The sequence below is a fragment of the Caulobacter sp. UC70_42 genome, from assembly GCF_044056025.1.
Taxonomy (GTDB): Bacteria; Pseudomonadota; Alphaproteobacteria; order Caulobacterales; family Caulobacteraceae; genus Caulobacter.
This window is the reverse complement of sequence record NZ_CP171994.1, coordinates 4,674,644-4,696,881: the sequence shown is the minus strand read 5'-3', so window position 1 is coordinate 4,696,881 and position 22,238 is coordinate 4,674,644. Positions and strand designations below refer to the sequence as shown.

Genomic DNA, 22,238 nt, shown 5'->3' with positions numbered 1-22,238 from the left:
GCGCCGACGTCGCGCCTGCCTTGGTCGTGCCGATGGAAGAGCGATCATTCGGCCGAGCGAAGGCGTTGCCTGACAGCGTCGATGGTCCCGTTGCCGCCGAGGACGGGCGTTACCTTCGATTGCCGAGCGGCCTGCAAGTCCAACTTCGCGGCGATGCGACGCCCACCGGTCCGCTGGTGGTCGTCCTGTCGTACGACAGCGATTTCAACCTGCGTGTTCGCGCGGTCGATGCCTTGCGCCGCGCGGAAACGACGGACACGCCGCCGAGATCTCGCTTCTCAATCGAGCAGCGCGCGCGTCTGGCCCGCACACTCTTCGCGCTCGATGCGTCACTTCGGGCGCAAAAGCTACCGCCAGATCGCTACCGGTCTATTCGGCGAGGACAGCGGCGCTGAGGACGACTTCAAGGCCTCGCCCCGGCGCGACGTCACCATCCGTCTCGTAAGACGCGGCAAGGCCCTCATGGCGGGCGGCTATTTGAAATTGCTGCGAGCGGGCTTCTGAGGGTGGCGAAGACAACCCGGCGCCGCCTTCGCCATCCCTGATCCTGCCGATCGGGCGCCAGGCTTTTCCTCGACCGCCGCCCGATGTCCGGGGCTTGCCGGCGGTTCCGTGAGGATCAAGAGCATGTCGCCGAACGAGCTTTCGGCCGCCCAGCGCCTGTTGGTGGCGCCCGAGGCGGCCAAAACACCTCCGCATCTCGGAGCGGACGCTGGCCAAGCATCGCTGCTATGGCACCGGTCCGGTCTACCGCAAGAACGGCGGACGGATCGTCTACACACTCGCCGATCTGGAGGCGTGGTCGCGCCGTGGCGAGCGGCGCTCGACCAGCGACCAGGCCGCCGTGGTGACGCCGCCGGCCAAGCAGCACGCCGCCCTTGCGCCGGCCTACGCGCGGCGCCACGGCGATGACTGAGCGTCCGACAACCAACGTCACCCGCGTGGAACTGGTCTTCCTCAAGGAGCGGATCGAGCGCTGGATCCGGTTTGGCCGGCCGATCGACGAGCAGGTCCATGATCGTCGGCGGCGCGCGGTGATGTTCGCGCCCGGCGCGATCTTCGCCTTCGTGCGGTGGAGAGCCGGGGACTACGGTACGGTCGATTCCCGCATCGCCATCCTGCAGGCCGTCGCGCCGGGAGCGCCGTTCACCACCTATCCAGAGGTGTCGCCGGGCGCGGAAATTCTGCTCGACGTGGCGGGCTGGACCAGGGTCCAGAGCGTGCTCGAAGCCATTGATGGCGTGGAGCGGGTCGGCGTCCGGCCGGACCTCGCGGCGCCAGACTATTGGCGCCATGTGGGCGCGCGCGTGGGTGTCGGCCTGCCGCCGCGGGTCTATTCGCGACATCGTCATCGCGCCTGGCTGCTGCGGCGGATGTTCCTGTCATGAGCGCCGACCGAAAGCTTCCTCTCATCGCGGTCGCCGCCACCGGATGTCTGTTGATCGGCATGGGAGGAGGCGATCGCTTCGCGCCCCGCCTGTTGTTCAACACTACTGCCAGCGCCCCCTTGGGCTTCTATCTCCTGCGTCCTGGAGCGCTCGTGGTCGGCGAGTGGGTGGCCATCAAGCCGCCGCCGGACCTGGCGCGATGGTTGGCGATCCGTCGCTATCTCCCCCTGAACGTGCCGCTGCTCAAACAGGTGGCCGCGCTCCCTGGGCAGGACGTCTGCGGACGGGGCGGCGTCCTGTCGATCGACGGCGAGCTGGTGGCGCGCGCGCGGCCGAGTGATCGGCGGGGCAGGGCGCTGACCCCATTCCAGGGATGCCGCCGTCTTGTCGCCGGCGAGATCATGCTCGTCAATGCGCAGCCCGATAGCCTCGACAGCCGCTACTTCGGGCCTCTTCCGCTCGTTGGGATCGTCGGTCGGGCGCGCCCGCTGTGGACGTGGGAGGCGCGGAGATGAGGCGGCCCTCCATCCTTTCCTTGTTCGGTCGGTTTGCCGGTCCTTTCCTCGTCCCGGTCAAGATCATGTCAGCGGCCGGGCGCGGGCGGGGTCAAGGGCGGCCGGCAGGCCGGCGCGTCTCGCGCCTTGCCCTTGACGCCGACAAGCCCGGCCGCACGGTTGTTGCGACCGAGACGACAGGGAAAACCCCGCGCGCTTTGCGCGCGTCCGCAGCCTTGATTGCGGCCTTCAGCATCTTGGCCTCAGGCGCATCCGCCTCCGCGCGACAGGCAGCCGCTCCCACTGGGCTCCAGGCCGAGTTCGGCTCTCCGATCGCGCAGGCCGTGTCGGAGGCGGCGTTGCGTTTTGGGCTGCCCGAAGCCTGGATCTACGCGGTGATGCGCCAGGAAAGCGGCGGTCGAGCCGACGCGGTATCGCCCAAGGGCGCGATGGGCCTGCTGCAACTGATGCCGGCGACGTGGCGTGAACTGACGCTGGAACTTGGCCTCGGAAACGACCCCTACGATGTTCGGGCCAATGTTTTGGCTGGCGCAGCCTACCTGCGCCGCATGTATGACCGGTTTGGATCGCCGGGCTTCCTGGCCGCCTACAATGCTGGCCCCCAGCGCTACACCGACCACCTGACTGGCGCGCAGCCCTTGCCGCTGGAGACCAGAATTTATGTCCAGCGGGTGGCGCTCTTGCTGCTCGGACAGTCCAGCACGCATCGGCCTGCTAGTGCGATGGACCCGCGCGGCGCGAGCCTCTTCGTTCGGTCCGGTCATTTGGACGAGGGGCTGCCGGGGCAGGGCGGTGAGCAATCTCCGCACATGGGTCTGTGGCCATGATCATGCGCGGCTGGCGGGAAGTTGACGCAGGCGTGGGCGTTGAAAAGAGGGGCTGGAAGGGTGCTGGGGCAGGCTGTATGCGTCCGGCCGCTGCACGTCCGTCAGGTGTTGACGTGATTTCCGCTCTTCCAGGCCCAGGGCAGCAGCTCGTTCGAGGCGGTTGACGGGGTGCCCATCGACCATGCGCTCCAGCACATCGCGCAGATAGGCGAAGGGCTCGACGCCGTTCATCTTGGCGGTCTCGATCAGCGAACCGACCACGGCCCAGCGGTCGCCGCCGCCGTCCGAACCGGCGAACAGGTGGTTCTTGCGGCCCAGGGCGATGGGGCGGATCGCGCGCTCGACGGGGTTGTTGTCCAGATCGATACGCCCATCGCTGAGGAACAAGCTGAGCGCGTCCCACCGGCCCAGGGCGTAGCGGATGGCCTCGGCCAGCGCGCCGCGTGGCGGCACGCGAGCCAGCTGACGTTCGAACCAGGTGCGCAAGGCGTCCACCAGCGGACGGGAAAACTCCTGACGCGCCGCCCGCCGAAGCGCCGCCGACTGACCGCGCACCTGGGCTTCGATGGCGTAAAGCTCGCCGATCCGGCGCAACGCCTCGACGCCCACGGGCGCCTTGGTGGACTCGGCGATCTCATAGAACTTGCGCCGGGCATGCGCCCAACAGGCCGCCAGCTTGACGTCGCCGGACGCCGTCAACGCCTCGAAGCCGGCATAGCCATCGACCTGGAGAACGCCCTTGAAGCGGCCCAGATGGGCGGCCGGGCGCTCGCCCTTCCGGTCCGGCGCATAGACATAGACCGTGCCCGGCGGCTCGGGTCCGCCCAGGGTCGATCATCACGCGTGTAGGCCCAAAGCCGCCCGGTCTTGGTCCGGCCCCGGCCAGGATCGAGCACCGGGATCGGCGTGTCGTCGGCGAACAGATGGCTGCTGGCGAACAGGTTGGCCGACAGCTTTTCGTGCAGGGCTTCAAGCCACCAGCAGGCCCCGCCGACCCAGCCGGCCAGCGTCGAGCGCTCCAGATCCACGCCGTGCCGAGCGAAGATCTTGGACTGGCGATAGAGCGGGGTGTGGTCGCAATACTTGCTGACCAGCACCTGGGCCAGCAGCGCCGGCGTGGCCAGGCCGCCGTCGATCGGCCGCTCCGGCGCCGGCGCCTGGACGACCGTCGCGCAGGCCCGGCAGGCGTACTTGGGGCGCACGATCCGGATCACCCGCATCTGCGCCGGGACCCAGTCCAGCATCTCGCTGACGCTCTCGCCGATGCTGTGCAGGGCGCCGCCGCAGGCGCAGACCGGGCTGTCGATGTCGATCAACCGGTCTTCGCGCGGCAGATGGTCGGGGAGCGATTTGCGCTTGGGCTGAGCCTTCGCGGGCGCCGGCAGGATGTCGGGCCGGCGCGCTTCGGCGGCGGCCAGATCGGTCTCGACATCCTCCAGGGCCAGCGCCAGTTGATCAGCGTCCAGGCGCTCGGAGCGGCGTCCAAATTGGGCGCGCTGGAGCTGCTTGATGATGGCTTTGAGCCGCTCGATCTCGCCGTCCCGCTCACCGACGAAGCCGGCCATTTCGCGCACCAGCTGGTGCAGCAAGGCCGTGTCGGTAGGCAGGTTTTCGAGATCCAGCCGCATGCCCAATTCTACTATTTTCGGAGTCCGCGACCAAGCATTTTCCCCTTATCCGGCGGGGGTTTTGACGCTATTTCAGCCGGCGATGGCGGGCCGCCAGGTGCGCTCTGGGAAGCGCCAGTCGATGCCTTCGATCAGCATGGCGAGTTGCGCGGGCGAGAGCACCACGGAACCTCCCGGCGTGGTGATGTGCGGCCAGATGAAGCGCCCGCGTTGCAGCCGCTTGGTGAACAGGCACAGGCCCGTTCCATCCCAATAGAGCAGCTTGATGGTGTCGGCCTTTCGTCCTCGGAAGGCGAACAGATGGCCCGAGAACGGGTCCTCCTTCAGCACTTCCTGCACCAGCATCGACAGGCCATTGAAGCCTTTGCGCATGTCGGTGTGGCCCAGCGCCAGATGCACCTTCACGCCGGATGGGATGATCATCATCGGGCCGCCTCCCGCTGCGCCACGTACCGCCGAACCTCGTCTGGATCGCTCCCAGGCGGCGCGAAGACCCTGCGTCCGTCGCCAAGATCGACGGCCACCGTGCCCTCGGGGATGGGCAAGGGAATGCCCGCCGTGAGTGCCTGGCCCGCCGCTTTCAGGCCATCGCCAACCAGCCGAACGCGAGCCAGCCGGGCGCGCTCGTCCTGGCCAAGCCCCATCTGCGCGCGCCACCGGAACACCATGCTGGTGACCACGCCGTGGTTCCTGGCCACCGCGCTGACCGTGGCGCCGGGAAGCTGCGTCTCGGCGACGATGGCGCGCCTTTGCTCGTCGCTGAACGTCCGGCGACTGCTTCGGCCGTCATCGTCGCAGAGGGTTCTGGTCGCGCCCGTCAAGCCGGATTCCAGCGCCGGGGCCTTAGCACTAGTGCTTCGTCTGGGGCCCACATACGGGCGGGCGCTGGGATGAACGAGCTCTCTCCAATCGATCCCAAGGGGATCTTCGTCCAGGCGTTGGCGCCACTGACGCAGCGACGAGGGCGTCAGGCGATGGGCGCTGGCGTACTCCGCAGCGGTCAGCCCGCTCCACAGGTGGGCCTCGACGTGCATGGCCCAGAACGCCTGCACGGCCCTGTTACGGACCTCGCTGGTGGAGCGTCGCGGCGGAGGCTTTCGCTTGCTCAAAGGCTTGTGCTGCAAGGCGTCGGCGTCACCGATCTTCTTCAGCCAGTTGCCGAAGACGGCCGGCTTGAGCTGGTGTTCGCCGCAGTATGCCGCGCGCGACAGACCGCTCAGCCGCCACGCCTCGATGTGGACCGCCCAGTAGGTTTTCAGTCCTCGGTTTTGGTAACGCTTCGACGCCACGGCCGACCTCCCTCGATAATCAGGAGCCCGACATGGTTCGCCTCATGGAAGGAGAACAAGAGTGCAACAACCGAACGCAAACGGCAGGCTTAGTCCTAGGGCCAGATAAAAGGACAGGGACCTTTGGGTCCCATGTCATTGATGGTGTTGAGGATTTGCAGGAACCTGGCCAAGGGCGCAGGTTCCTGTCCGGACAGATTGTTCAGATTCATCAGAGGTTTGACCGGGACCTTTGGGTCAGAGCGGCCTCATGAAGCGGGAAAACGATTTTCGCCTCCGGATCGGCCGGCCCCGCGATCGGGGCGCCGGAGCTGGAGGCAACGTTCGAGGCTTCGTCGGCGAGGTCCTGACCGCCGCCCGTCGTTCGGGTCTTGGAACGCTGGACCATGGCGCGCGCGGCCGCGCCGGGCGGTTCGGCCGCGGCGCTGGAGCGCGGGGGCGCCTGGCGTCCCGGCGCGTGATCATCAAGGCCCGCATCGTCCAGCACCGGGGCGCGCGCTATCGCGCGGCGCCGATGAAGATGCACCTGAGCTACCTGCGTCGGCAGGGCGCCACGCGCGATGGCGAGCGGGCTGAGATGTTCGATCGCGACGGCATCGCCGATCATGACGCGTTCGCCAAGCGGTGCGAGGAGGATCGCCATCATTTCCGCTTCATCGTCTCACCCGAGGACGCGGCCCGACTGGAGGACCTGCGGGCCACCACCCGCCAACTGATGGAGCGCGCCGAGCGGGAGCTGGGCACGCGCCTGGACTGGATCGCTGTCGATCACTGGAACACCGATCACCCTCACGTCCATGTCCTGGTCCGTGGCGTCGCCGATGACGGACGCGACCTGGTCATCAATCCCGAGTTCATGAAGCATGGCTTTCGGGAATTGGCGGAAGCCCTGGTGTCGCTGGAGCTTGGACCCAGGACGGAAGCGGAGATCGCCGCCAGTCTCAATCGCGAGATGACCGCCGATCGCTGGACCCAACTCGACCGACGGCTTCGTGATCTGGCGGGGGAAGCGGGCGTCGTTGATCTGCGGCCCGACGCCGAACGCCCGAAAAGCGGGCGACCTTCGCTTGGTCGGACGCGTCCAGCATCTCGAACGGCTCGGGTTGGCCGAGGCCCATTCGCCGGGCCAGTGGCGGTTGCCGGAAGATCTGGAGACGCAATTGCGCGCACTGGGTATCCGCGGCGACATCATCAAGACGCTGCACGCCACGATGCGAGGACAAGATCGCGATCCAAACGCCATTGTCATCGAGGGCCGTGAGCTCGCCGCGCCTGTGGTCGGGAAACTAGCCGACCGGGGCCTTCACGACGAACTGACCGGCCAGGCCTATGTGGTCGTTGATGCGGTCGATGGCCGGATCCACCACTTCCGGCTCGGCGACCTGATCCAGACGGGCGACACCCCGATAGGCGGCCTGGTGGAGGTTCGATCGCGGGCGCTGGACGATGGCTCCGCGCGCTTGGAGTTGATCCACCGATCGGACCTGGATCTGGCTGGCCAGGTCAAGGCATCGGGGGCGACTTGGCTAGATCGGCAGATGGTTGCACGGGATCCGCAGGTGCTCGCCCAGGCGGGTTTCGGCCTGGAAGCGCGCGCCGCGCTCGGTCAACGGCGGGCGCACCTGGAGAAGCTTGGCCTGGCCAGCCGGCAGAACGGGACGTTGACGCCGGCGCGCGATCTCATCGGGACCTTGCGCAGCCGGGAGCTGGCGAGGGTGGCGGCCAACATCCGGGCAGAGACGGGGGCGACATTAGTCGAGACGGGGAAGGGCGACATAGTCGCCGGCCTCTACAGCCGGCGGCTGGATCTGGTCTCGGGCCGCTTCGCGATGATCGAGGACGGTCTGGGGTTTCAGCTGGTGCCGTGGACGCGGTCGCTCGACGCCCAGCTTGGACGAGAGGTGAGGGGAATGATGTCGCCCAGCGGCGGCATGGACTGGTCGCTGGGCAAGAAGCGCGGGCTTGGACTTCTGAGAGGTGCAAGCAATGAACGGTACGAAAATCCTGTGGGGCCAGATCCTGCTGATCGGGGCCCTAGCGCTGGGCGGGATTTGGGCCGCCACCCAATGGGTCGCCTGGCAACTGGCCTACCAGCCAGGCTTGGGGCCACCCTGGTTTCGGCTCGGCCCCTGGCCGCTGTATCCGCCGCCAGCCTTCTTCTTTTGGTGGTTTGTCTATGACGCCTATGCGCCGTCGGTGTTCGTGCGCGGCGCATTCATCGCTGCCTCGGGCGCCATGATCGGCGTCGCCGTGGCGATCGTCATGTCGGTCTGGCGCGCGCGGGAAGCCAAGAAGGTGACGACCTATGGTTCGGCGCGGTGGGCGGATACCGCCGACATCAAGGTCGCTGGCCTGCTTGGTGACGACGGGGTGATGCTGGGCCGGCACGGCGACCATTACCTCCGCCACAGTGGACCTGAGCACGTCCTATGCTTTGCGCCCACGCGGAGCGGCAAAGGAGTGGGCCTCGTCGTGCCTAGCCTCCTGGTCTGGCCGGGCTCTGCTGTGATCCACGACATCAAGGGCGAGAACTGGACGTTGACCGCCGGAGCGCGCGCCAAGTTCGGCCACGTCCTGCGGTTCGATCCGACGGACGCTTCCAGCAGCGCCTACAACCCCCTGCTGGAGGTGCGGCGCGGGCCGACCGAGGTCCGCGACGTTCAGAATATCGCCGACATATTGGTCGACCCAGAAGGTGCGCTCGAGCGCCGAAATCACTGGGAGAAAACCTCCCACAGCCTGCTCGTCGGCGTGATCCTGCACGTACTCTACGCCGAACCCGACAAGACGCTAGCCGGGGTGGCCAACTTCCTGGCCGATCCGTCCCGGCCGATCGAGACCACCCTGCGTGGGATGATGACGACGCGCCATCTCGGCGACAGCGTCCATCCCGTCGTGGCCAGCGCCGCGCGCGAGCTACTGAACAAGAGCGACAATGAACGCAGCGGCGTGCTTTCGACCGCGATGAGCTTCCTGGGGCTCTACCGTGATCCCGTCGTCGCCGAGGTCACCTCGCGCTGCGACTGGCGCATCGCCGACCTGGTGGAGTCGGACAAGCCGGTCAGCCTCTACCTCGTCGTCCCGCCGTCCGACATCAGTCGCACCAAGCCGCTGATCCGGTTGGTGCTTAACCAGATCGGTCGGCGATTGACCGAGGGGCTAGAGGCCTCGCGCAACCGTCGCCCGCTGCTGCTGATGCTTGACGAGTTTCCCGCGCTGGGCCGGCTGGATTTCTTCGAGGCCGCCTTGGCCTTCATGGCCGGGTACAGGATCAAGGCCTTCCTGATCGCGCAAAGTTTGAACCAGATTGAGCGCGCATACGGGCCCAACCATTCGATCTTGGACAATTGTCACGTCCGCGTGGCGTTCGCGACCAACGACGAGCGCACCGCGCGCCGGATCAGCGACACGCTGGGCACCGCGACGGAGATGAGGGCGATGGCAAATTATGCGGGCCATCGGCTGTCTCCCTGGCTTGGACACTTGATGGTCTCGCGCCAGGAAACCGCGCGTCCGCTGCTCACGCCCGGCGAGGTCATGCAACTGCCGCCGCACGAAGCCGTCGTCCTGGTGGCCGGCGCGCCGCCGATCCGGGCGACCAAGATCCGCTACTATGCCGATCCACGTCTCGCTGGCCGGGTCTGTGTGCTGGACACCGCGGCGGGCGTCCCGAGCGCGCACGTTGCCGCCGATTGGAGTGGTGCTGTCTCGGCGATGGCCACGACCACAGCGGGGCGCTCGACGGCGCAAGACGATGGGGGGCTGAAGCGAGAACCCGACCTGGACGGTCCCGAAACCCAGCCCCCGCAGGACAGGGATGATGACGTCAATCTGGACGAGGATGAGGAAGGTGACGAAGCCCAGCAGGGGCGAGAACTGCAGCGCCAGTTTACGGGCGCGGCGCGCCAGGCGGCGCTGGATCGTGACGATGGCATCCCGCTGGGGGACGACGCATGAAGATCCCCACCAAGGTGTTCCTGACCAGCGACACCATCCGCGTCTTGGATGACCGCGCCCGCCGGACGAAACGGCAGAAGTCGGAAATCGTCCGGGCAGCCGTTCGAGGCCTATCTGTCGCCCGACAGCGCCGAGGCCGGGGAGGCGGCATTGTTTCGCCGACTCGATCGGATGTCGCGCCAGCTTGATCGGCTGGAGCGCGACGTCACGATCGCGAACGAGGCGATCGGGCTTTTCGTGAAAACCTGGCTGAAGGTTACGCCGGCGATGTCGGCGGTCGAAGACCGAGCAGCCAGCGCGAAGGGGCAGGAACGCTATGCGGCGTTCATCGACCTGCTATCGCGACGGATTTCTGAAGGACGCTTACTGCGTGGGGAGGTGCTAAGCGACGTCGCCGGAGAGGAGCAATCCTGACTCTTCTCAGACCTTGGGAAGGTCCGCTCTGGGGCGCCAGGTCGGCGTCGGCACGAGCCAACGGAGGCTCGCGGTCGACGCCCTTCAAATGTGAACGCCGACCGCGCCTCGGATCATTCAATCCAAGCCTTGAGTTTAGCCCAGATCGACTGTTTACGAACCGGCGTCGGCTGCGGCACAGCTGCCGTCGCCGACTGAGATCCATCTTTATCGAACATTTCTACACGAGCCGCCCTATCGTGGGCGAGCCCGACAGCGATCTGCTCATCCGACCACGGCCCGGCGTCAATGACCTTGCCGTTGCGGATCACGTAGTGCGACCGGCAATTCTGGAGCCAGTTGCCCACCGATGGATTGAGAGAGACGGTCTCGCCATCGAAGGTCATTTTCCACTGCGCCGGAGAGAAGGGCGTGACGACCTCCTCTCCGCACCCACAGCAGCACAGATGGGACGCGGTGGCATACTCCATCGACACATATAGCAAGCCGGGTTCCAGAACGTCCGGCAGGTGCCGAACGAAGTGATGCTCAAGTCTATGATGCTTCAGCATGCCTGGTCTCCGTTGAGCAGCATGTTGCCGTCGGTGGTGTAGGTGCTGTGATGTTCCTGCTCCAGGTCACGATAGAAGCCGCGCAGCTTCTTCCACTTGATCACCGCCATGACCGCGTTCAGGGCGTTCAAGTCCGCCACCTGGATGTTGGTCGCATAGATGTCCTGGCCCTGGTCATCACTGAAATCGATGCGCCCGCCGTGGACGTGCTCACGCTTCTCCGGCGTGCTGGTCGTCACGCGCAGGATGCCGCCCAGGGACCCGTCATCAAGCTGAAGGCCCATACCGACATCGACGAACGAGGCGCCGATTTCCTCAAGCTTGGCGATGACGGTCTTCTTGGACGGGCCGTCGTCGATGCAGATAAACGCGAAGGTCACGCCGTCCAGGAGGTGGACGTTCGAGGCGTCGATCGCGACGGCGTGTGGGACGATCCCTTTTCGCATGCGCGCGTAGATGGCCGCCCAGTAGTGTGCCTTGAGCGGGGCTTCGCGCAACTCGTCCAGAGACGGCGCGCCGGGCGCGCGAAACGCATTGTGAGACAGGAAGTCGTCCGGATCGAACAGCCGGATTTCCTGCGAGGGCGTCTTGGCGACCAAGTCCAGGACGTAGCCGCCGGTGCCTCCGAGCCCGATGATGGCGACCCGATCCTGGGCCAAGCGCTCCGTTCAGGCGCCGATACCCGCCCGGCCCGACGCGGTGTCCATATAGTTGAACACCGAGTTTTCTTCTTCGTCCGGCACGGCGTTGCCCCGCGCCGACACTCCGGGCGACAGCGTCGTAGCCGGGCCAGAGATGACCGCGACGTAGGTCGTCATCTTGTGGTGATAGTCGCGGTAGCCCCCCTCGGGCTTGTTGGAGAAGCCGTGGCGGACGATCACGCCGTGACCGAGGTCCGTCGGATTGTCCTGGTGACGAAGGGCTTCGATCGGCCGCCCGTCGATGTTGCAGGGAAACTCGCCGATCCAGTGCATAACGTGGGTTTCGGGCGGTTGGGTCTGATCCCCGGCCAAGTTCAGCGTGGAGACAAGCGTCCCGCGCTTCAGCTCCCTCTTGGCATTGAGGTAGGGCACCTCGCGCAAGACCAAGAGATTACCCTTGATCTGCACGAGGTAGCCCTCCGCGCGGAGGAGCTTCAAGTCGACGCTACGAGCGAACGGTGCGGGTGACATTGAAGATCGTCCCATTCTTGACTTCAACCTTGCCGCCCGGGCCCAGCTCGCCGGCGTGCGGATGCGACGCCGCCTTGCGGTAGGTCATGGAGTAGACGGTGTTCTGGTCGGCGGCGCCGCCCGGGAAGGCCAGTTGCACGACCTGCTCGAAGGTCGCGACGTGACCGTGAATCTCGCGGGACGCGAGTTGACGATGATCTCGGTGTTGCGGTGCGCGAGCGCCTCTTCGATCTCGTGCTCGGCCTTGTGGATTTCGTCTTCGGCGCGGTGTTCGGCCTTGTGGGCCTGCTCAAGGTCGCGTTCCGCCTCCTTCAGGTGTTCGAGCGCGTGCTCCACCTTGGTGTCGATATCGGGCGGTTCGGCGTCGTTGCGCGGGGTGTTCATAGTTCAAATCCTTCGTTTCATGACCAGCCTCTTGGGCTTCACAGGGTCAATCGACGCGAAGGAGGGTGACCGGTAAGGCGGTCAGAACTTAATTTCGAGGGCGCCGGCGGAGACCGGGCCGCAGATGAAAAAGGCGGGACAACCCGGGCAGGTCCGCTCTGAGGGCACGGCTTTGAAAGCGCCCGCTCGGATTGCCGAAAGGTAGTCTGAGAGGGTTTGCCGGCGGTTCTTCAATACCGTCGGCGTCAGGCTGAGGGCGGTGACCGCCCTGTCTGAAAGATGGACTAGCTCGACCCTGGTCGCCAGGCCGTGTTGTTGAGCGGCCATCAAAAGAGCGGCGGCTCCCACGTCGGAAGTCCTCCTTCGACCGGATCCGGCCGGTGCGCACGCGCCGGAAAACGTGGGCTCCGTCGGCCGCGACCAGGACATCTTCTGCTCGGAATACGATTTCATCGCCGTCGAGGGTGAGCCGGATGGCAGTGGGCGCGACGGCCTGAGCGCCCGCGCGGCTCGAACGGAAGTATTTGATCATTTCGACTGCCGCAGCCTGCAGCTCGGGAAGCACGCCGCAGTCCTTCAATCCATGATCCAGGCACGCGCTAGCGACATGTCTAGCCAGCTCTGCGTCATCCGCGATATCCACTTTGCCGGCGACTACGGCCTGGGTGACCGACCGCACGGCTTCATGCATCAGTGTGTAGACCGTCTCGGATCGCCTTCCCCCGACCTGGAGCACATGGGTGTAGAAAAACCGGCGCGGGCAAGGGTCGTAGAGCGATAACTGGGACGCGGTGAACTGCAGCCTTCCGCTGGCCCTAAGGTCGATGGCCTGGTCTTCCGGTTTGGGCGGGAGAGATCGAGCCGGCGTGATGGACCTGCGCCGCAGGTATGCCCCCAGTCTGTCCAGGAACGGAGAGAGGGGGCGTGTTGTGTTGTTGGACTTATGGGTGACGGCGTAGAGGAAGAGCCGATCTCTCGCGCGAGACGCGGCGACATAGAACAAGCATTCCCGTTCCTCAGCGTCGCCCGCGCGAAAGACGGTCAGGGCATCGCCCTCGCCGCCGGCGACCATGCCATCTGGCGGCAGGCAGGCTGGCGACTTTGCGTTGCCGGGTAGGGTGTCCTGGTTCAGCCCCGGCAGGTGGACGACCGGAAACTCCAGGCCCTTCGCGCCGTGTACGGTCATCAGTCGAACCGCGTCCAGGCTCTGGGCGGCGGCGGGCAACTGTCGAAGATCGCGGTCGTCGCCGATCCGCACCAGCCGGCGCACCCGATCCAGAAGTCGCCGCACCGGCCAGCCCCGTCCTGAAGGTTGGACCCGCAGGAAATTCATGAATTGCCAGATGGCGATCCCGCGCGATCGATCAGACACCGACTCGGCCGTGGCGATGTCCGCAGCGATCCTAGTCCGGTCGAGCATTAGGGAGGCCAGCACATCCCACGGCGCCGAGGTCTCCGTGAACCCGGCGAGCGCCCCGCGCAGCCTCGTCCAAGCGACTTGCCCAGGCGGACTCAAGATGTTGGGATCGATTGTCGACCAGCCGCCAGGAACTTCGTCGTCTTCGGCGCCTCGCAAGTCCTCGATGACCGCCGCGACATCACTCAAGGACAACTCGAACTGCGCTAGGGCACCGACGCGGACGATCCCCATCGCGCGTGCGTCGACGAGCAGCGACAGGATCGCGAGCAGGTCCTTGACCTCAGGCCGTTCGAACAGGCTGCCGAGGAAGAGGACCGGTATGCCTAGCCGCTCCAAATCCCGGCCGATCGAGGACAGGCGTTCGTTGCCGGTGCACAATACCGCCTGGTCCCGGTATTTGTAGCCCGTGGCGCGCATGGCTTCGATCGCCTCGGCGATGGCGACCACCTGGTTGTCCGCCTGCGGGACCGCGTGCAACTCGACGGGATAGCCTAGGGCACCGCGTTCCGCGCCCAGCGCGACGTCGCCGTCCGACACCTTCATGGCGGTCGCGAATGCGGAAAAGGCATCGACCACTTCCTTCGAGGACCGATAGTTGCGTTTCAGCCGGCCGCGTTCTCCGCCCTTAAAATCCTCTTTGCCGAACCGGGCGGTGTTGAACGACGACGCTCCGCGAAACCGATAGATGGATTGCTTCGCATCACCGACGACCCACAGATTGTGGCCGTTCGGGCAGATCGCCTCGATGAGCCGAACGCTGCTTCGGTTGACGTCCTGATATTCGTCGACGAGCACGTGGTCGTAGGCACCCTGGATAGTCGCCCGAACCGCAGCGTCGCTTTCAAGCAATCGCACTGGAACCGACACGAGGTCCCCAAAGTCGATGCAGTTGGCCTGGCGCTTCAGGCGCTCATAGGCGTCATAGACCGCAGCGACCTCGGCCGCCTTTTCCCCGGCTACGATCTCATCGGCCGTCACGGCTTTCGCGCGCATGGCCGCCGCGAGCAGCGCATATTCGGCCGCATCCACGACTTCGTCCTTGGCGCGCGAGATGGCGGAGAGGATATCGGCGATGTTGCGGGTCGGATCGTACAGGTCCTGATAGTGCTTCAGCGGAAGTCGCGGAAATTCTTGTTCCAGCAGCTCGACCGCTTCGGTGCGGTCCATCATCCGCGGAGCCTTCGGCAAGCCGAGCTGAGGGCTGAAGCGTCGAACAATGTCCAAGCCGAAGGCGTGGAAAGTGCCCATCCACATGGCCGCCGCCGCCGTTGAATTTTTGCGCGCTACGCGCTCCGCCATCTCCCCAGCGGCCTTGTTGGAGAAGGTCAGGACGAGGATTCGCCGGGGGTCGACACCGTCGGCCAGGAGGCCTTCGATCCGGCCGGTGAGGGTCTGGGTCTTCCCCGTGCCTGGCCCCGCTTCCAGCAGGTAGGCTTTCCCGCGGTGCTTCGCGGCCTGGGCCTGTAGATCATTCAAAGGGCGCTCGACATGCGGCTTCTCCGCGTCGATCGTCTCGATCGGAAGCAAGAGCGCATCGAGCAGTTGCTGCGACACCACATCGAATGGCGCGCCCATCTGAGCGGCGATCTGCGACGCCGACAAGCCGCTGTCGATGTGCAGGCGCCGCACGAGGGCGCGCGGCAGCAGAAACTCGCGAGCGAACAGGTCCATCTGAACCTCGCGGCGCTGATGGCGGCCATAGTCCACCACGCGGTCGAAACCCACCGGTGAGGGCTCGGACGGGCGAACCGGATCGACCTCGGTGACAGTGACAGGCCCGCTCGCATCACCGAGTTCGACGTGGCCGAGCTCGTGAGCGACCAGGAACGCCTGATCGAAGTCCGAACCGATGTTTTCGTGGATGATCAGACCGTCGGCGGGGACATAGGTCGCTCGCCCGCCATCGAGAATTCCGGAACTGGGATTGGCCTTCTCCACGTCGAGCCCACGGCGCTTGGCTTCAGCTAGGACGAACGCATAGGGTTGGCGGGGGTCATGGCCAATCGAGGCGGCCTGCTCATGAAGATCGGCGGCCCGGCGACGGCCGAGTTCGGCGGCGTCCATGTCAGTTCTCGTCCGCCAGAAGGCGAGCCCTGTCGCTCTCGGAGACGCCCGCGTCGATCAGGACTCGCTCAAACGCAAGCTGCGTGGCCGCACCAGGCTGACCGTCGGCCCGGTAACTCCGCGCCAGCGAGTTCGCAGGTGGCGGGATCATCCAGGCCAAGAAATCATCGACCGAGACCGCGAGCGCTGCGGCGAGACGCCGTAGGAACGCTTCCGGCACGGTGGCGGGCTGAATGCGGCGCTCGCGGAAGGACGTTAGGATCTGGCGGGGAACGGCAAGTTCAAGTGCGATTTCACGGCTTCGCGTCGGAGACAACGCCGCAAAGGGATCAGTCGCGTGGTGAGGCAGCGCCGCCGCGTGCTTGATCCAGGCTGCGTCAATCTTGGCGACGTCCGCGGGTGAGAGCTCAGTATCGACTGGCTGATCGGCTCGCAGCAGCTCACGAGAAAGGTCGATCAGATCCCCCGCGAATTGTGGATATGCCGTCAGATACCGGTCAAGTGTGGCCTTGGCATCGGTCTCTTCCACGGCGAAGGCATCAAGGACATCTTCCAGCTGCGTAGTACGCTCATCGGTCATTGATCTTCTCCTTCGACCAGAGCTTTCCGAAGCGCCTTCATCGCGCGATCGCGATAGTTCCAGATCGTCTTGGGCGTCTTCCCCAACACCTTACAGATCGTGACGACGTTCGGATCCTCCGAGTGAATTTGATACTCAAGCATAAGCATTTGAATGGTCCTGCTTTGTTCTGATGGCAGGGCCTCTATCGCCGCGTCCAACCGCAACCGGAAAGCCTCGTCATCAAATTCTAGCCCTTCGAAGGGATTGAGACTTCCAGCGGCCTGCTCCATCTCCGGGCTGAGCTCGCCGTTGTCGTCGTCGTAGCTGATCGGCTGGCTGCGGTTGTCGTCACGCCAGACTTGCTTCTGGGCGTCCAATCGCAGACGCTTGAGCGCCATGTCGAAACGGATTTCGAAGAAGTCCAAGCGGTCGTCATAGGTTTGGCGATCGCCCGCCAGCATCTCGATGAACCGCCCGTAGGCCTTGTCGCGAATCCGCTCATTCGTCAGCGAGCTCGTCTCACCGTCGGCCGAGGCTGCCGCAGGAAGCGCACGGAGCACTCGGGCGGACAGAACTTTGTAAAGGCGTTCAAACCAGGCGTTTGAGTTGTCGGCGCGGCTGGCGCGGACAAGGTGCAGCAGGCATTCGCTTGGGACATACCCCGGATCACTTCGAGAGTGGATTTGAGAACGCGCCAGGATTTCATCGCGCGAGAGCTGCCCCAGGATCGAGAGTTGGGCTTCGGTGGCGGGCGTCCGGTTGTAGAGGGCACCGTCCGGCTTTTGTTTCCTGAGCGCTGCCGCCAAGTTGTCCTCCAACCTTTTCACAGTTCCGGCGCCTTGCGTCGAAATGCGCGTTATGCGTGTTCTTGTAACCTCTAGCATGGCGCTGAGCGATCCCTGCCTGTCAGGTAATCGATGCGCCCAATGCCAACCGGTAACAGCGACATGAAAGTATTTTGCGCCAAGCCGCCGCCAACGTTCATGGCTGGCGAAGGTCGTGTCCGCATTCTGACCCAAGGCCAATCCGAGTAGGCAGCCAGTTAGGGTGGTGGTGATCCCAAAATCCTACGTCCGGAATTGTCGCAGCAACGTCCCAGTTTCGAGGCTAACAAGGAGCTGCCCATGCACATCGCCCGCCCGCCCATTGCCTCCCACCGCAATTCAGTCGCCGAGTCGCTTCGGGTTGAATTGACTCCTAGCGCGCTCCTCTACCTGGCCCGGGCGTCCAGCGCCGTCCCAGCACGGTCGGCGCGCCGGCTTCGGTGACAACCTTTGGTAGCGCCCATGCGTCCGCGACAGTAAGGTCACGCTCGGGAGGGTCCAAATGGACTTCAAGTTCCTTCACGCTGCGGACATTCACTTGGACAGCCCCTTACGGGGTCTGTCGCAGTACGAAGGGGTGCCCGCCGACCTCGTGCGGACCGCGACCCGCGGCGCCTTGGACAATCTCGTAGCCTTTGCCATCGATGAGGCGGTCGCCTTCGTCATCATCGCAGGAGACCTCTATGACGGGGACTGGGAGGCCTTCGCGACCGGCCTCTATTTCTGCGCGGCTATGGGGCGGCTAGCACAGGCGGGTATTGAGGTCTTCGTCGTCTACGGCAACCACGACGCGGACTTCTCATCTCACGCGCCAGCTTCCGCTTCCGCAGAACGTCAACGTTTTTGCGGCCGGCAAGCCGCAGTCACTACGTCATGCGGCGACCGCCGTGGTGCTGCACGGCCAGAGCTACAAGACCCGCGATCCTGGGGATCTGGCGACAGGCTATCCGGCGGCCGAAGCCGGTACTTTCAATATCGGCGTTCTGCACACCGCCCTGACCGGCGATCGCGGGCACGCGCCCTATGCGCCGTGCCATCCTGATCAACTGGCCGCGAAGGGCTATCAGTATTGGGCGCTGGGTCACGTCCATAGCTTCGAACGGGTTCGGACGGACCCCGACATCGTCTTCCCCGGCAACCTTCAGGGTCGCAACATCCGCGAGACAGGACCGAAGGGCGCCGCTCTGGTCCAGGTCGTAGAGGGTCGCGTCGAGGCGGTAGATCACGTCGCCCTCGACGTGGTGCGCTGGGCGCTCGTGGATGTCGACCTCAAGGGCGTCGCGGAGGAGGCAGCTGTGCATGCGCATATCCACGAGGCACTCGCCACCGCGCTTGCGGGCGAGGCGGACGGCCGTCCGCTGATGACGCGGGTGCGGTCGAGCGGCGAGACGCCGCTTCACGACACCTTCGTCGACGCGCGCAACGCATGGCGCGAAGCTGTCCGCGCCATCGCCACCAGTTTGTCGGAGGACATCTGGATCGAGAAGGTGGTGATCGCCACCGCGCCGCCGGCAAATGCGCGTGCGCTGAGCGACGAGTTCGAGGTCGTGTTGTCCCAGCTCACGGACGATCCGGGGACGGCGGGCGCGCTGAGCTTGGACCTGGCGGAGTTCCTGGCCAAGGCACCTGCGGAACTCGACGCCGAGACGGATGTGCTGAGAGATGCCCGCGCCGGGCAACTGAGCGCGGTGCTCCGTGATGCCGCCCTGGCGCTTCGATCCCGGCTCCAGGGGGGAGAGCCGGCGTGAGGTTCTCCGAACTCCAGCTCATCCGCTATGGCCGGTTCGAGGACTGCAGCCTGACCTTTGCGCCGGCCGCCGGGTGCGACCTGCAGATCATCCTGGGGCCTAACGAGGCCGGCAAATCCACCACGCTGGAAGCCGTGAGCGACCTGCTGTTCGGCTTTGGCGCCCGCACCCGCTTCGGCTTCCGGTTCGACCAGCGGCTGCTCAGGGTCGGTGCTGTCCTGGAGACCGCGGACGGCGCGCTCGATCTTCGCCGCAAGAAGGGAAGGATCGACACCTTGCTCGGTCCGGACGAGCAGCCCATCGCCGACACGCAATTGTCGGTGCATCTGGCGGGCCAGACGCGTGAAAGCTTCGAGCGGATGTTTGGCCTGGACCATGCCCGCTTGCGAGAGGGCGGCAAGGCCATCCTAGCCGCCAAGGACAGTATCGGGGCGGCGATCTTCGCCGCCGGCTCGGGAATGGTCCAGGTTTCCAAGGTCTGCGATGCGCTGGAGGCCGAGGCCAAGGCGATCTGGACGCGCACAGCCGGCGAGAGCCGTCGCTACACGGCCGCCGCTGCCGCGTACCAAGCCGCGAAGTCCGCCCTGAAAGAGGCCGAGGTCCGACCTGGTGTCTGGAGTAAGGCGCGCCGCGAACTTGACGCCGCCGAAGCAGCACTCCAGACCTTGAAGGATGCTCGCGCCGAGATCGCTCTAACGCAACGAACAGTCCAACGCCGGCGGGTCGTGCTGCCCGCCTTGACGCGCCGGGCCCTTGTGCTGCAGGCCCTGGTGGACCTGGGCGAAACCGCCGACCTAAGCGCGGACGGCGCGCAGCGCTGCGCCGAGGCACTCGACGCCGCCCAGACGGCGGGAACCGAACGGGCGCTGGGCCAAGCGGAGGCCATCCGTCTGGAACGGGAACTTGAGGATACGCGGCCGGCCGCCGAACGGCTAGCGGTGGCACCTGAGGCCGACAGTCTTCGCGAGCTGAAGGGTGTTGTCGACCAGGGAGCGGCAGAGCAGGCTACGCTGCAGGCTCAGCTCGAAAGTGGCGCAACCCGCATCCGTATTGCGCTTGGCGAGATCGGCTGGTCTGACGCGCCCATGGACGCCTTGACCGCTCGGCTGCCCGGGCGCCCCCTTGTTGCGGAGTTGCGTGACCTGATCGAACGCCGTAGCGGCGTCGACGAGCGCCTGCGGGCCACGCGCGAGGCGGTGCGAGACGCGGAGCGGGCCGTAGCCCGGCTCGAAGAACGGCTGCGCGGCCTGCCGCCGACGCCGGACGTCCGGGGATTACAGGATCTCCTGCGGACATTGGGCGACGGCAGGTCACAGAGCCTGGAACAGGCTACGGCGAACCATGAGGAAATGGAACGGCTGCTCCGCGCTCGGGTGGGAGTGTTGACGCCATGGACCGGCGACGTTGCGGCGCTTCGCCAAATGATTGTTCCGGCGAACGAGGACGTCGATCATGCGTTGGGCCACATCGATCGGGCACGGGCGAAACTCGAGGCCGAGACGCAGGCCTGTGTTCGGGATGCGGAGCGGCAGGCGACACTTAACCTGGACCGCCGCCAAGCAACGCTCGCGCATCCGTTGCCAAGCCTTGAGACGCTCGTTGCGGCGCGCGCGGAGCGCGACGAGGCCTGGGCGCCTCTGCGGGGCCAGCTGCGGGGTGAGACACCGCGCGAAGACATGTCCGTCGAGGCCGATGTCTTTGAGCGAACCGTGTCGGAGACAGACCGGCTCGCTGATGAGCGGTTCGCCGGCGCGGAGCACGCTGGCAGCTTGGCAACCCTCGAACGCGACATCGAACGGGCGGACCTGCAACTCAGCCAGGCGCAGGCGCGTCGGGGTGCCGCTGTGGAGGACCTGACAGCGGCGACCGACGCCTTCGCCATCCTGGTGCGCGGGCTCGGGATCCCGTTGTCCCCGGAGGCGTATGAGGGCTGGGTCAATGCCCGCGCCGACGCGCTGCAGGCGGCCGATGCCCTGGACCTGGCCCGGCAAGATTTAGAGGCCGAGCAAGACGCCGCATCTGGGGCCCGAAGCGCTCTGCTTGCCGCGCTTTCGCCGATGGAGGTCCCGGACGATGCTGTGAGCCTGCCGCAACTGCTCGCCCGCGCGCAAGAGAAGGTCGACGCCGCCGCCGAGCTCAGCGCGCAGGCGCGCGAACTGCGCGGCGAACTGAACGGCGCCACGGAGGCCGTGGATCGTACAGTGGCCCAGGCCGCGAGCGCGACCGAGACGGACGTGGAGTGGGCGGCGGCTTGGGCTCCGGCGCTACAACGTGCAGGCCTTGCGGCCGAAGCAAGCGTCGCCGGCGTCCGGGTTCGCCTGGACCTTATCGAGGGACTGCGCACCGACCTTAGCGATCAATTAGAGCTGGAAACCCAGCTTGCTGCGATCACCAAGAGTCGGACGGCGTTTGAGACTCGGATCAGGGCCGCAGCCGAACGGGCCGGAATTTCGGAAGCTTCCACTCCCGGACAGACCTACGCCGCCCTGCAGGCCGCTACCCGCGAGGAGGCGGCCAAGGCTGAGCGGGCGGAAACCTTGGAGCGTGCGCTGGAGGTAGCGCGCAGCAGGGTCCGCGAGGCGGACGCTCTGCGGAGCACGGCGGAATCCGCGCTCGCGCCTCTTCTCGCCATGGCACCCGACGCCGAGCTCCCGACGCTCCGTGCAGTCCTTGGTCGCGCGACGGAGGGCACTCGGCTGAAGGCCGAGATTGAGGCGCTTGGGGCGGAATTGCTGAAAGCTGGTGAAGGGCGCGATCTCGTCGCGCTGACCGATGAAGCGGCGGGTGCCGATCCGGATGTTCTGGCTGCCGAGGCGCAAGGCCTTTCGGATCGCCACGAGTTCCTTGAGCGCTGAGATTGAGGCGCAAAGTCGCCTGTGCACGGCGGCTGAACTGGCCTTCAAGGCGCTCGACGATCGGCCGGATGCCGCGATCGCCGCATTCGAGATGGCCGAGGCGCGCAGTGAGATGGCCTTCCAGGCGGAACTCTATGTTCGGAAGCGGGCGGAAGTTCGCCTGCTGCGGGCCACCGTCGAACGCTATCGGGCCGAGAAACAAGGGCCTTTGCTGACGCGAGCGTCCCATCTCTTCATGACGCTCACTCTCGGCGCATTCTCTCGGTTGATGGTCGAGTTTGACGACGACACCCCGCGGCTGGCCGGCGTCCGGGCCGATGAGGTCACGATCGTTCCGGTCGAAGGAATGAGCGAGGGCACGGTGGACCAGCTATTCCTGGCGCTCAGAATCGCCGCTGTCGAGGACACGGTGGCCCAGGGCGTACAGCTACCCTTCCTGGCCGACGATCTCTTCATCAACTTCGATGACGAGCGCGCCGAAGCTGGATTCCGCGTCCTGGCAGAGCTGGGTCAGAAAACCCAAGTCATGTTCTTCACCCACCACGCTCATCTGGCGGCTGTCGCCGAGCGCGCGCTCAAGCCGGCCAAAGTCGCCGTCTGCCAGCTCGATCGGTTCCCGAACGCCTGAGGAAAATTCAGA

The 22,238-nt window shown here is 65.8% G+C and carries 20 protein-coding genes and 6 pseudogenes; 13 read left to right on the top strand and 13 right to left on the bottom strand.

Going from position 1 to position 22,238, the window contains the following annotated elements:
• The first annotated feature begins 20 nt into the window (after nt 1-20).
• From ACHMW8_RS23635 to ACHMW8_RS23615, 5 genes are all read left to right on the top strand, one after another.
• Nucleotides 21-395, top strand: a complete 375-nt coding sequence (locus ACHMW8_RS23635; RefSeq protein ID WP_395446085.1) for a hypothetical protein — start codon at nt 21-23, stop codon at nt 393-395.
• Nucleotides 325-504 (top strand): DUF2285 domain-containing protein, encoded by a 180-nt coding sequence (locus ACHMW8_RS23630; RefSeq protein ID WP_395443952.1) that lies wholly within the window; start codon nt 325-327, stop codon nt 502-504. Before ACHMW8_RS23635 ends, ACHMW8_RS23630 begins: the two co-directional genes overlap by 71 nt.
• 404 nt (nt 505-908) lie before the next feature.
• The gene (locus ACHMW8_RS23625; RefSeq protein ID WP_395443951.1) at nt 909-1,388 is read left to right on the top strand and encodes a DUF2840 domain-containing protein; all 480 of its coding nucleotides are present in this window, start codon (nt 909-911) and stop codon (nt 1,386-1,388) included.
• The gene (locus ACHMW8_RS23620; protein WP_395443950.1) at nt 1,385-1,903 is read left to right on the top strand and encodes a S26 family signal peptidase; all 519 of its coding nucleotides are present in this window, start codon (nt 1,385-1,387) and stop codon (nt 1,901-1,903) included. Before ACHMW8_RS23625 ends, ACHMW8_RS23620 begins: the two co-directional genes overlap by 4 nt.
• Nucleotides 1,900-2,730 (top strand): lytic transglycosylase domain-containing protein, encoded by an 831-nt coding sequence (locus ACHMW8_RS23615; RefSeq protein WP_395443949.1) that lies wholly within the window; start codon nt 1,900-1,902, stop codon nt 2,728-2,730. The genes ACHMW8_RS23620 and ACHMW8_RS23615 overlap by 4 nt, the downstream gene beginning before the upstream one ends.
• A gap of 101 nt (nt 2,731-2,831) precedes the next feature.
• Here ACHMW8_RS23615 and tnpC read toward each other — a convergent pair.
• From tnpC to ACHMW8_RS23590, 5 genes and pseudogenes are all read right to left on the bottom strand, one after another.
• A pseudogene (tnpC, locus tag ACHMW8_RS23610) lies at nt 2,832-4,358 on the bottom strand (IS66 family transposase).
• A gap of 72 nt (nt 4,359-4,430) precedes the next feature.
• Nucleotides 4,431-4,784, bottom strand: coding sequence for an IS66 family insertion sequence element accessory protein TnpB (gene tnpB, locus ACHMW8_RS23605; RefSeq protein ID WP_395443819.1), 354 nt, complete (start codon nt 4,782-4,784; stop codon nt 4,431-4,433).
• Nucleotides 4,781-5,122: pseudogene (locus tag ACHMW8_RS23600) on the bottom strand (transposase); the annotation flags it as partial. The pseudogene ACHMW8_RS23600 and the gene tnpB, both read right to left, overlap by 4 nt.
• A 171-nt stretch (nt 5,123-5,293) precedes the next feature.
• Nucleotides 5,294-5,647, bottom strand: a pseudogene (tnpA, locus tag ACHMW8_RS23595) (IS66 family insertion sequence element accessory protein TnpA); the annotation flags it as partial.
• Between the two features lie 211 nt (nt 5,648-5,858).
• Nucleotides 5,859-6,293 (bottom strand): hypothetical protein, encoded by a 435-nt coding sequence (locus ACHMW8_RS23590; RefSeq protein ID WP_395446084.1) that lies wholly within the window; start codon nt 6,291-6,293, stop codon nt 5,859-5,861.
• Between ACHMW8_RS23590 and ACHMW8_RS23585 the strand changes: the two are divergent.
• The 4 genes and pseudogenes from ACHMW8_RS23585 to ACHMW8_RS23570 form a co-directional block, all read left to right on the top strand.
• Nucleotides 6,225-6,461: pseudogene (locus ACHMW8_RS23585) on the top strand (relaxase/mobilization nuclease domain-containing protein); the annotation flags it as partial. The gene ACHMW8_RS23590 and the pseudogene ACHMW8_RS23585 overlap by 69 nt on opposite strands.
• Nucleotides 6,462-6,639: 178 nt before the next feature.
• Nucleotides 6,640-7,554: pseudogene (locus tag ACHMW8_RS23580) on the top strand (DUF3363 domain-containing protein); the annotation flags it as partial.
• A 79-nt stretch (nt 7,555-7,633) separates the two neighbouring features.
• Entirely contained in the window at nt 7,634-9,604 is a 1,971-nt protein-coding gene (locus tag ACHMW8_RS23575; protein ID WP_395443948.1) for a conjugal transfer protein TraG, read from the top strand.
• A 48-nt stretch (nt 9,605-9,652) separates the two neighbouring features.
• Nucleotides 9,653-10,018, top strand: coding sequence for a CopG family transcriptional regulator (locus tag ACHMW8_RS23570; RefSeq protein ID WP_395443947.1), 366 nt, complete (start codon nt 9,653-9,655; stop codon nt 10,016-10,018).
• Nucleotides 10,019-10,131: 113 nt separating this feature from the next.
• On the opposite strand, the gene ACHMW8_RS23565 is transcribed toward ACHMW8_RS23570, so the two are convergent.
• The 8 genes from ACHMW8_RS23565 to ACHMW8_RS23530 all read right to left on the bottom strand — a co-directional run bounded on the left by ACHMW8_RS23565 (nt 10,132) and on the right by ACHMW8_RS23530 (nt 16,977).
• Nucleotides 10,132-10,569 carry a DUF6527 family protein gene (locus ACHMW8_RS23565; protein ID WP_395443946.1) on the bottom strand — a complete coding sequence of 146 codons (438 nt, stop codon included), beginning with the start codon at nt 10,567-10,569 and terminating at the stop codon, nt 10,132-10,134.
• Entirely contained in the window at nt 10,563-11,228 is a 666-nt protein-coding gene (locus ACHMW8_RS23560; protein ID WP_395443945.1) for a ThiF family adenylyltransferase, read from the bottom strand. Before ACHMW8_RS23560 ends, ACHMW8_RS23565 begins: the two co-directional genes overlap by 7 nt.
• A 9-nt stretch (nt 11,229-11,237) precedes the next feature.
• On the bottom strand, nt 11,238-11,741 hold the full coding sequence (locus ACHMW8_RS23555) for a DUF6791 domain-containing protein (RefSeq protein WP_395443944.1): 504 nt from the start codon (nt 11,739-11,741) through the stop codon (nt 11,238-11,240).
• Nucleotides 11,716-11,880 (bottom strand): multiubiquitin domain-containing protein, encoded by a 165-nt coding sequence (locus ACHMW8_RS23550; RefSeq protein WP_395443943.1) that lies wholly within the window; start codon nt 11,878-11,880, stop codon nt 11,716-11,718. The genes ACHMW8_RS23555 and ACHMW8_RS23550 overlap by 26 nt, the downstream gene beginning before the upstream one ends.
• Nucleotides 11,826-12,125 carry a hypothetical protein gene (locus tag ACHMW8_RS23545; RefSeq protein ID WP_395443942.1) on the bottom strand — a complete coding sequence of 100 codons (300 nt, stop codon included), beginning with the start codon at nt 12,123-12,125 and terminating at the stop codon, nt 11,826-11,828. The genes ACHMW8_RS23550 and ACHMW8_RS23545 overlap by 55 nt, the downstream gene beginning before the upstream one ends.
• Before the next feature lie 88 nt (nt 12,126-12,213).
• Nucleotides 12,214-15,609 carry a UvrD-helicase domain-containing protein gene (locus ACHMW8_RS23540; RefSeq protein WP_395443941.1) on the bottom strand — a complete coding sequence of 1,132 codons (3,396 nt, stop codon included), beginning with the start codon at nt 15,607-15,609 and terminating at the stop codon, nt 12,214-12,216.
• Between the two features lies 1 nt (nt 15,610).
• On the bottom strand, nt 15,611-16,189 hold the full coding sequence (locus tag ACHMW8_RS23535) for a hypothetical protein (RefSeq protein WP_395443940.1): 579 nt from the start codon (nt 16,187-16,189) through the stop codon (nt 15,611-15,613).
• Entirely contained in the window at nt 16,186-16,977 is a 792-nt protein-coding gene (locus ACHMW8_RS23530; protein ID WP_395443939.1) for a DNA-binding response regulator, read from the bottom strand. The genes ACHMW8_RS23535 and ACHMW8_RS23530 overlap by 4 nt, the downstream gene beginning before the upstream one ends.
• 520 nt (nt 16,978-17,497) lie before the next feature.
• Between ACHMW8_RS23530 and ACHMW8_RS23525 the strand changes: the two are divergent.
• The 4 genes and pseudogenes from ACHMW8_RS23525 to ACHMW8_RS23510 form a co-directional block, all read left to right on the top strand.
• Nucleotides 17,498-17,734 (top strand): annotated as a pseudogene (locus ACHMW8_RS23525) (exonuclease SbcCD subunit D); the annotation flags it as partial.
• Between the two features lie 148 nt (nt 17,735-17,882).
• A complete protein-coding gene (locus tag ACHMW8_RS23520) occupies nt 17,883-18,743 on the top strand; it encodes an exonuclease SbcCD subunit D (protein ID WP_395443938.1) in 861 nt (286 codons plus the stop codon).
• Nucleotides 18,740-21,598 (top strand): AAA family ATPase, encoded by a 2,859-nt coding sequence (locus tag ACHMW8_RS23515; RefSeq protein WP_395443937.1) that lies wholly within the window; start codon nt 18,740-18,742, stop codon nt 21,596-21,598. Before ACHMW8_RS23520 ends, ACHMW8_RS23515 begins: the two co-directional genes overlap by 4 nt.
• Entirely contained in the window at nt 21,588-22,226 is a 639-nt protein-coding gene (locus ACHMW8_RS23510; RefSeq protein WP_395443936.1) for an ATP-binding protein, read from the top strand. Before ACHMW8_RS23515 ends, ACHMW8_RS23510 begins: the two co-directional genes overlap by 11 nt.
• Nucleotides 22,227-22,238 lie beyond the last annotated feature (12 nt).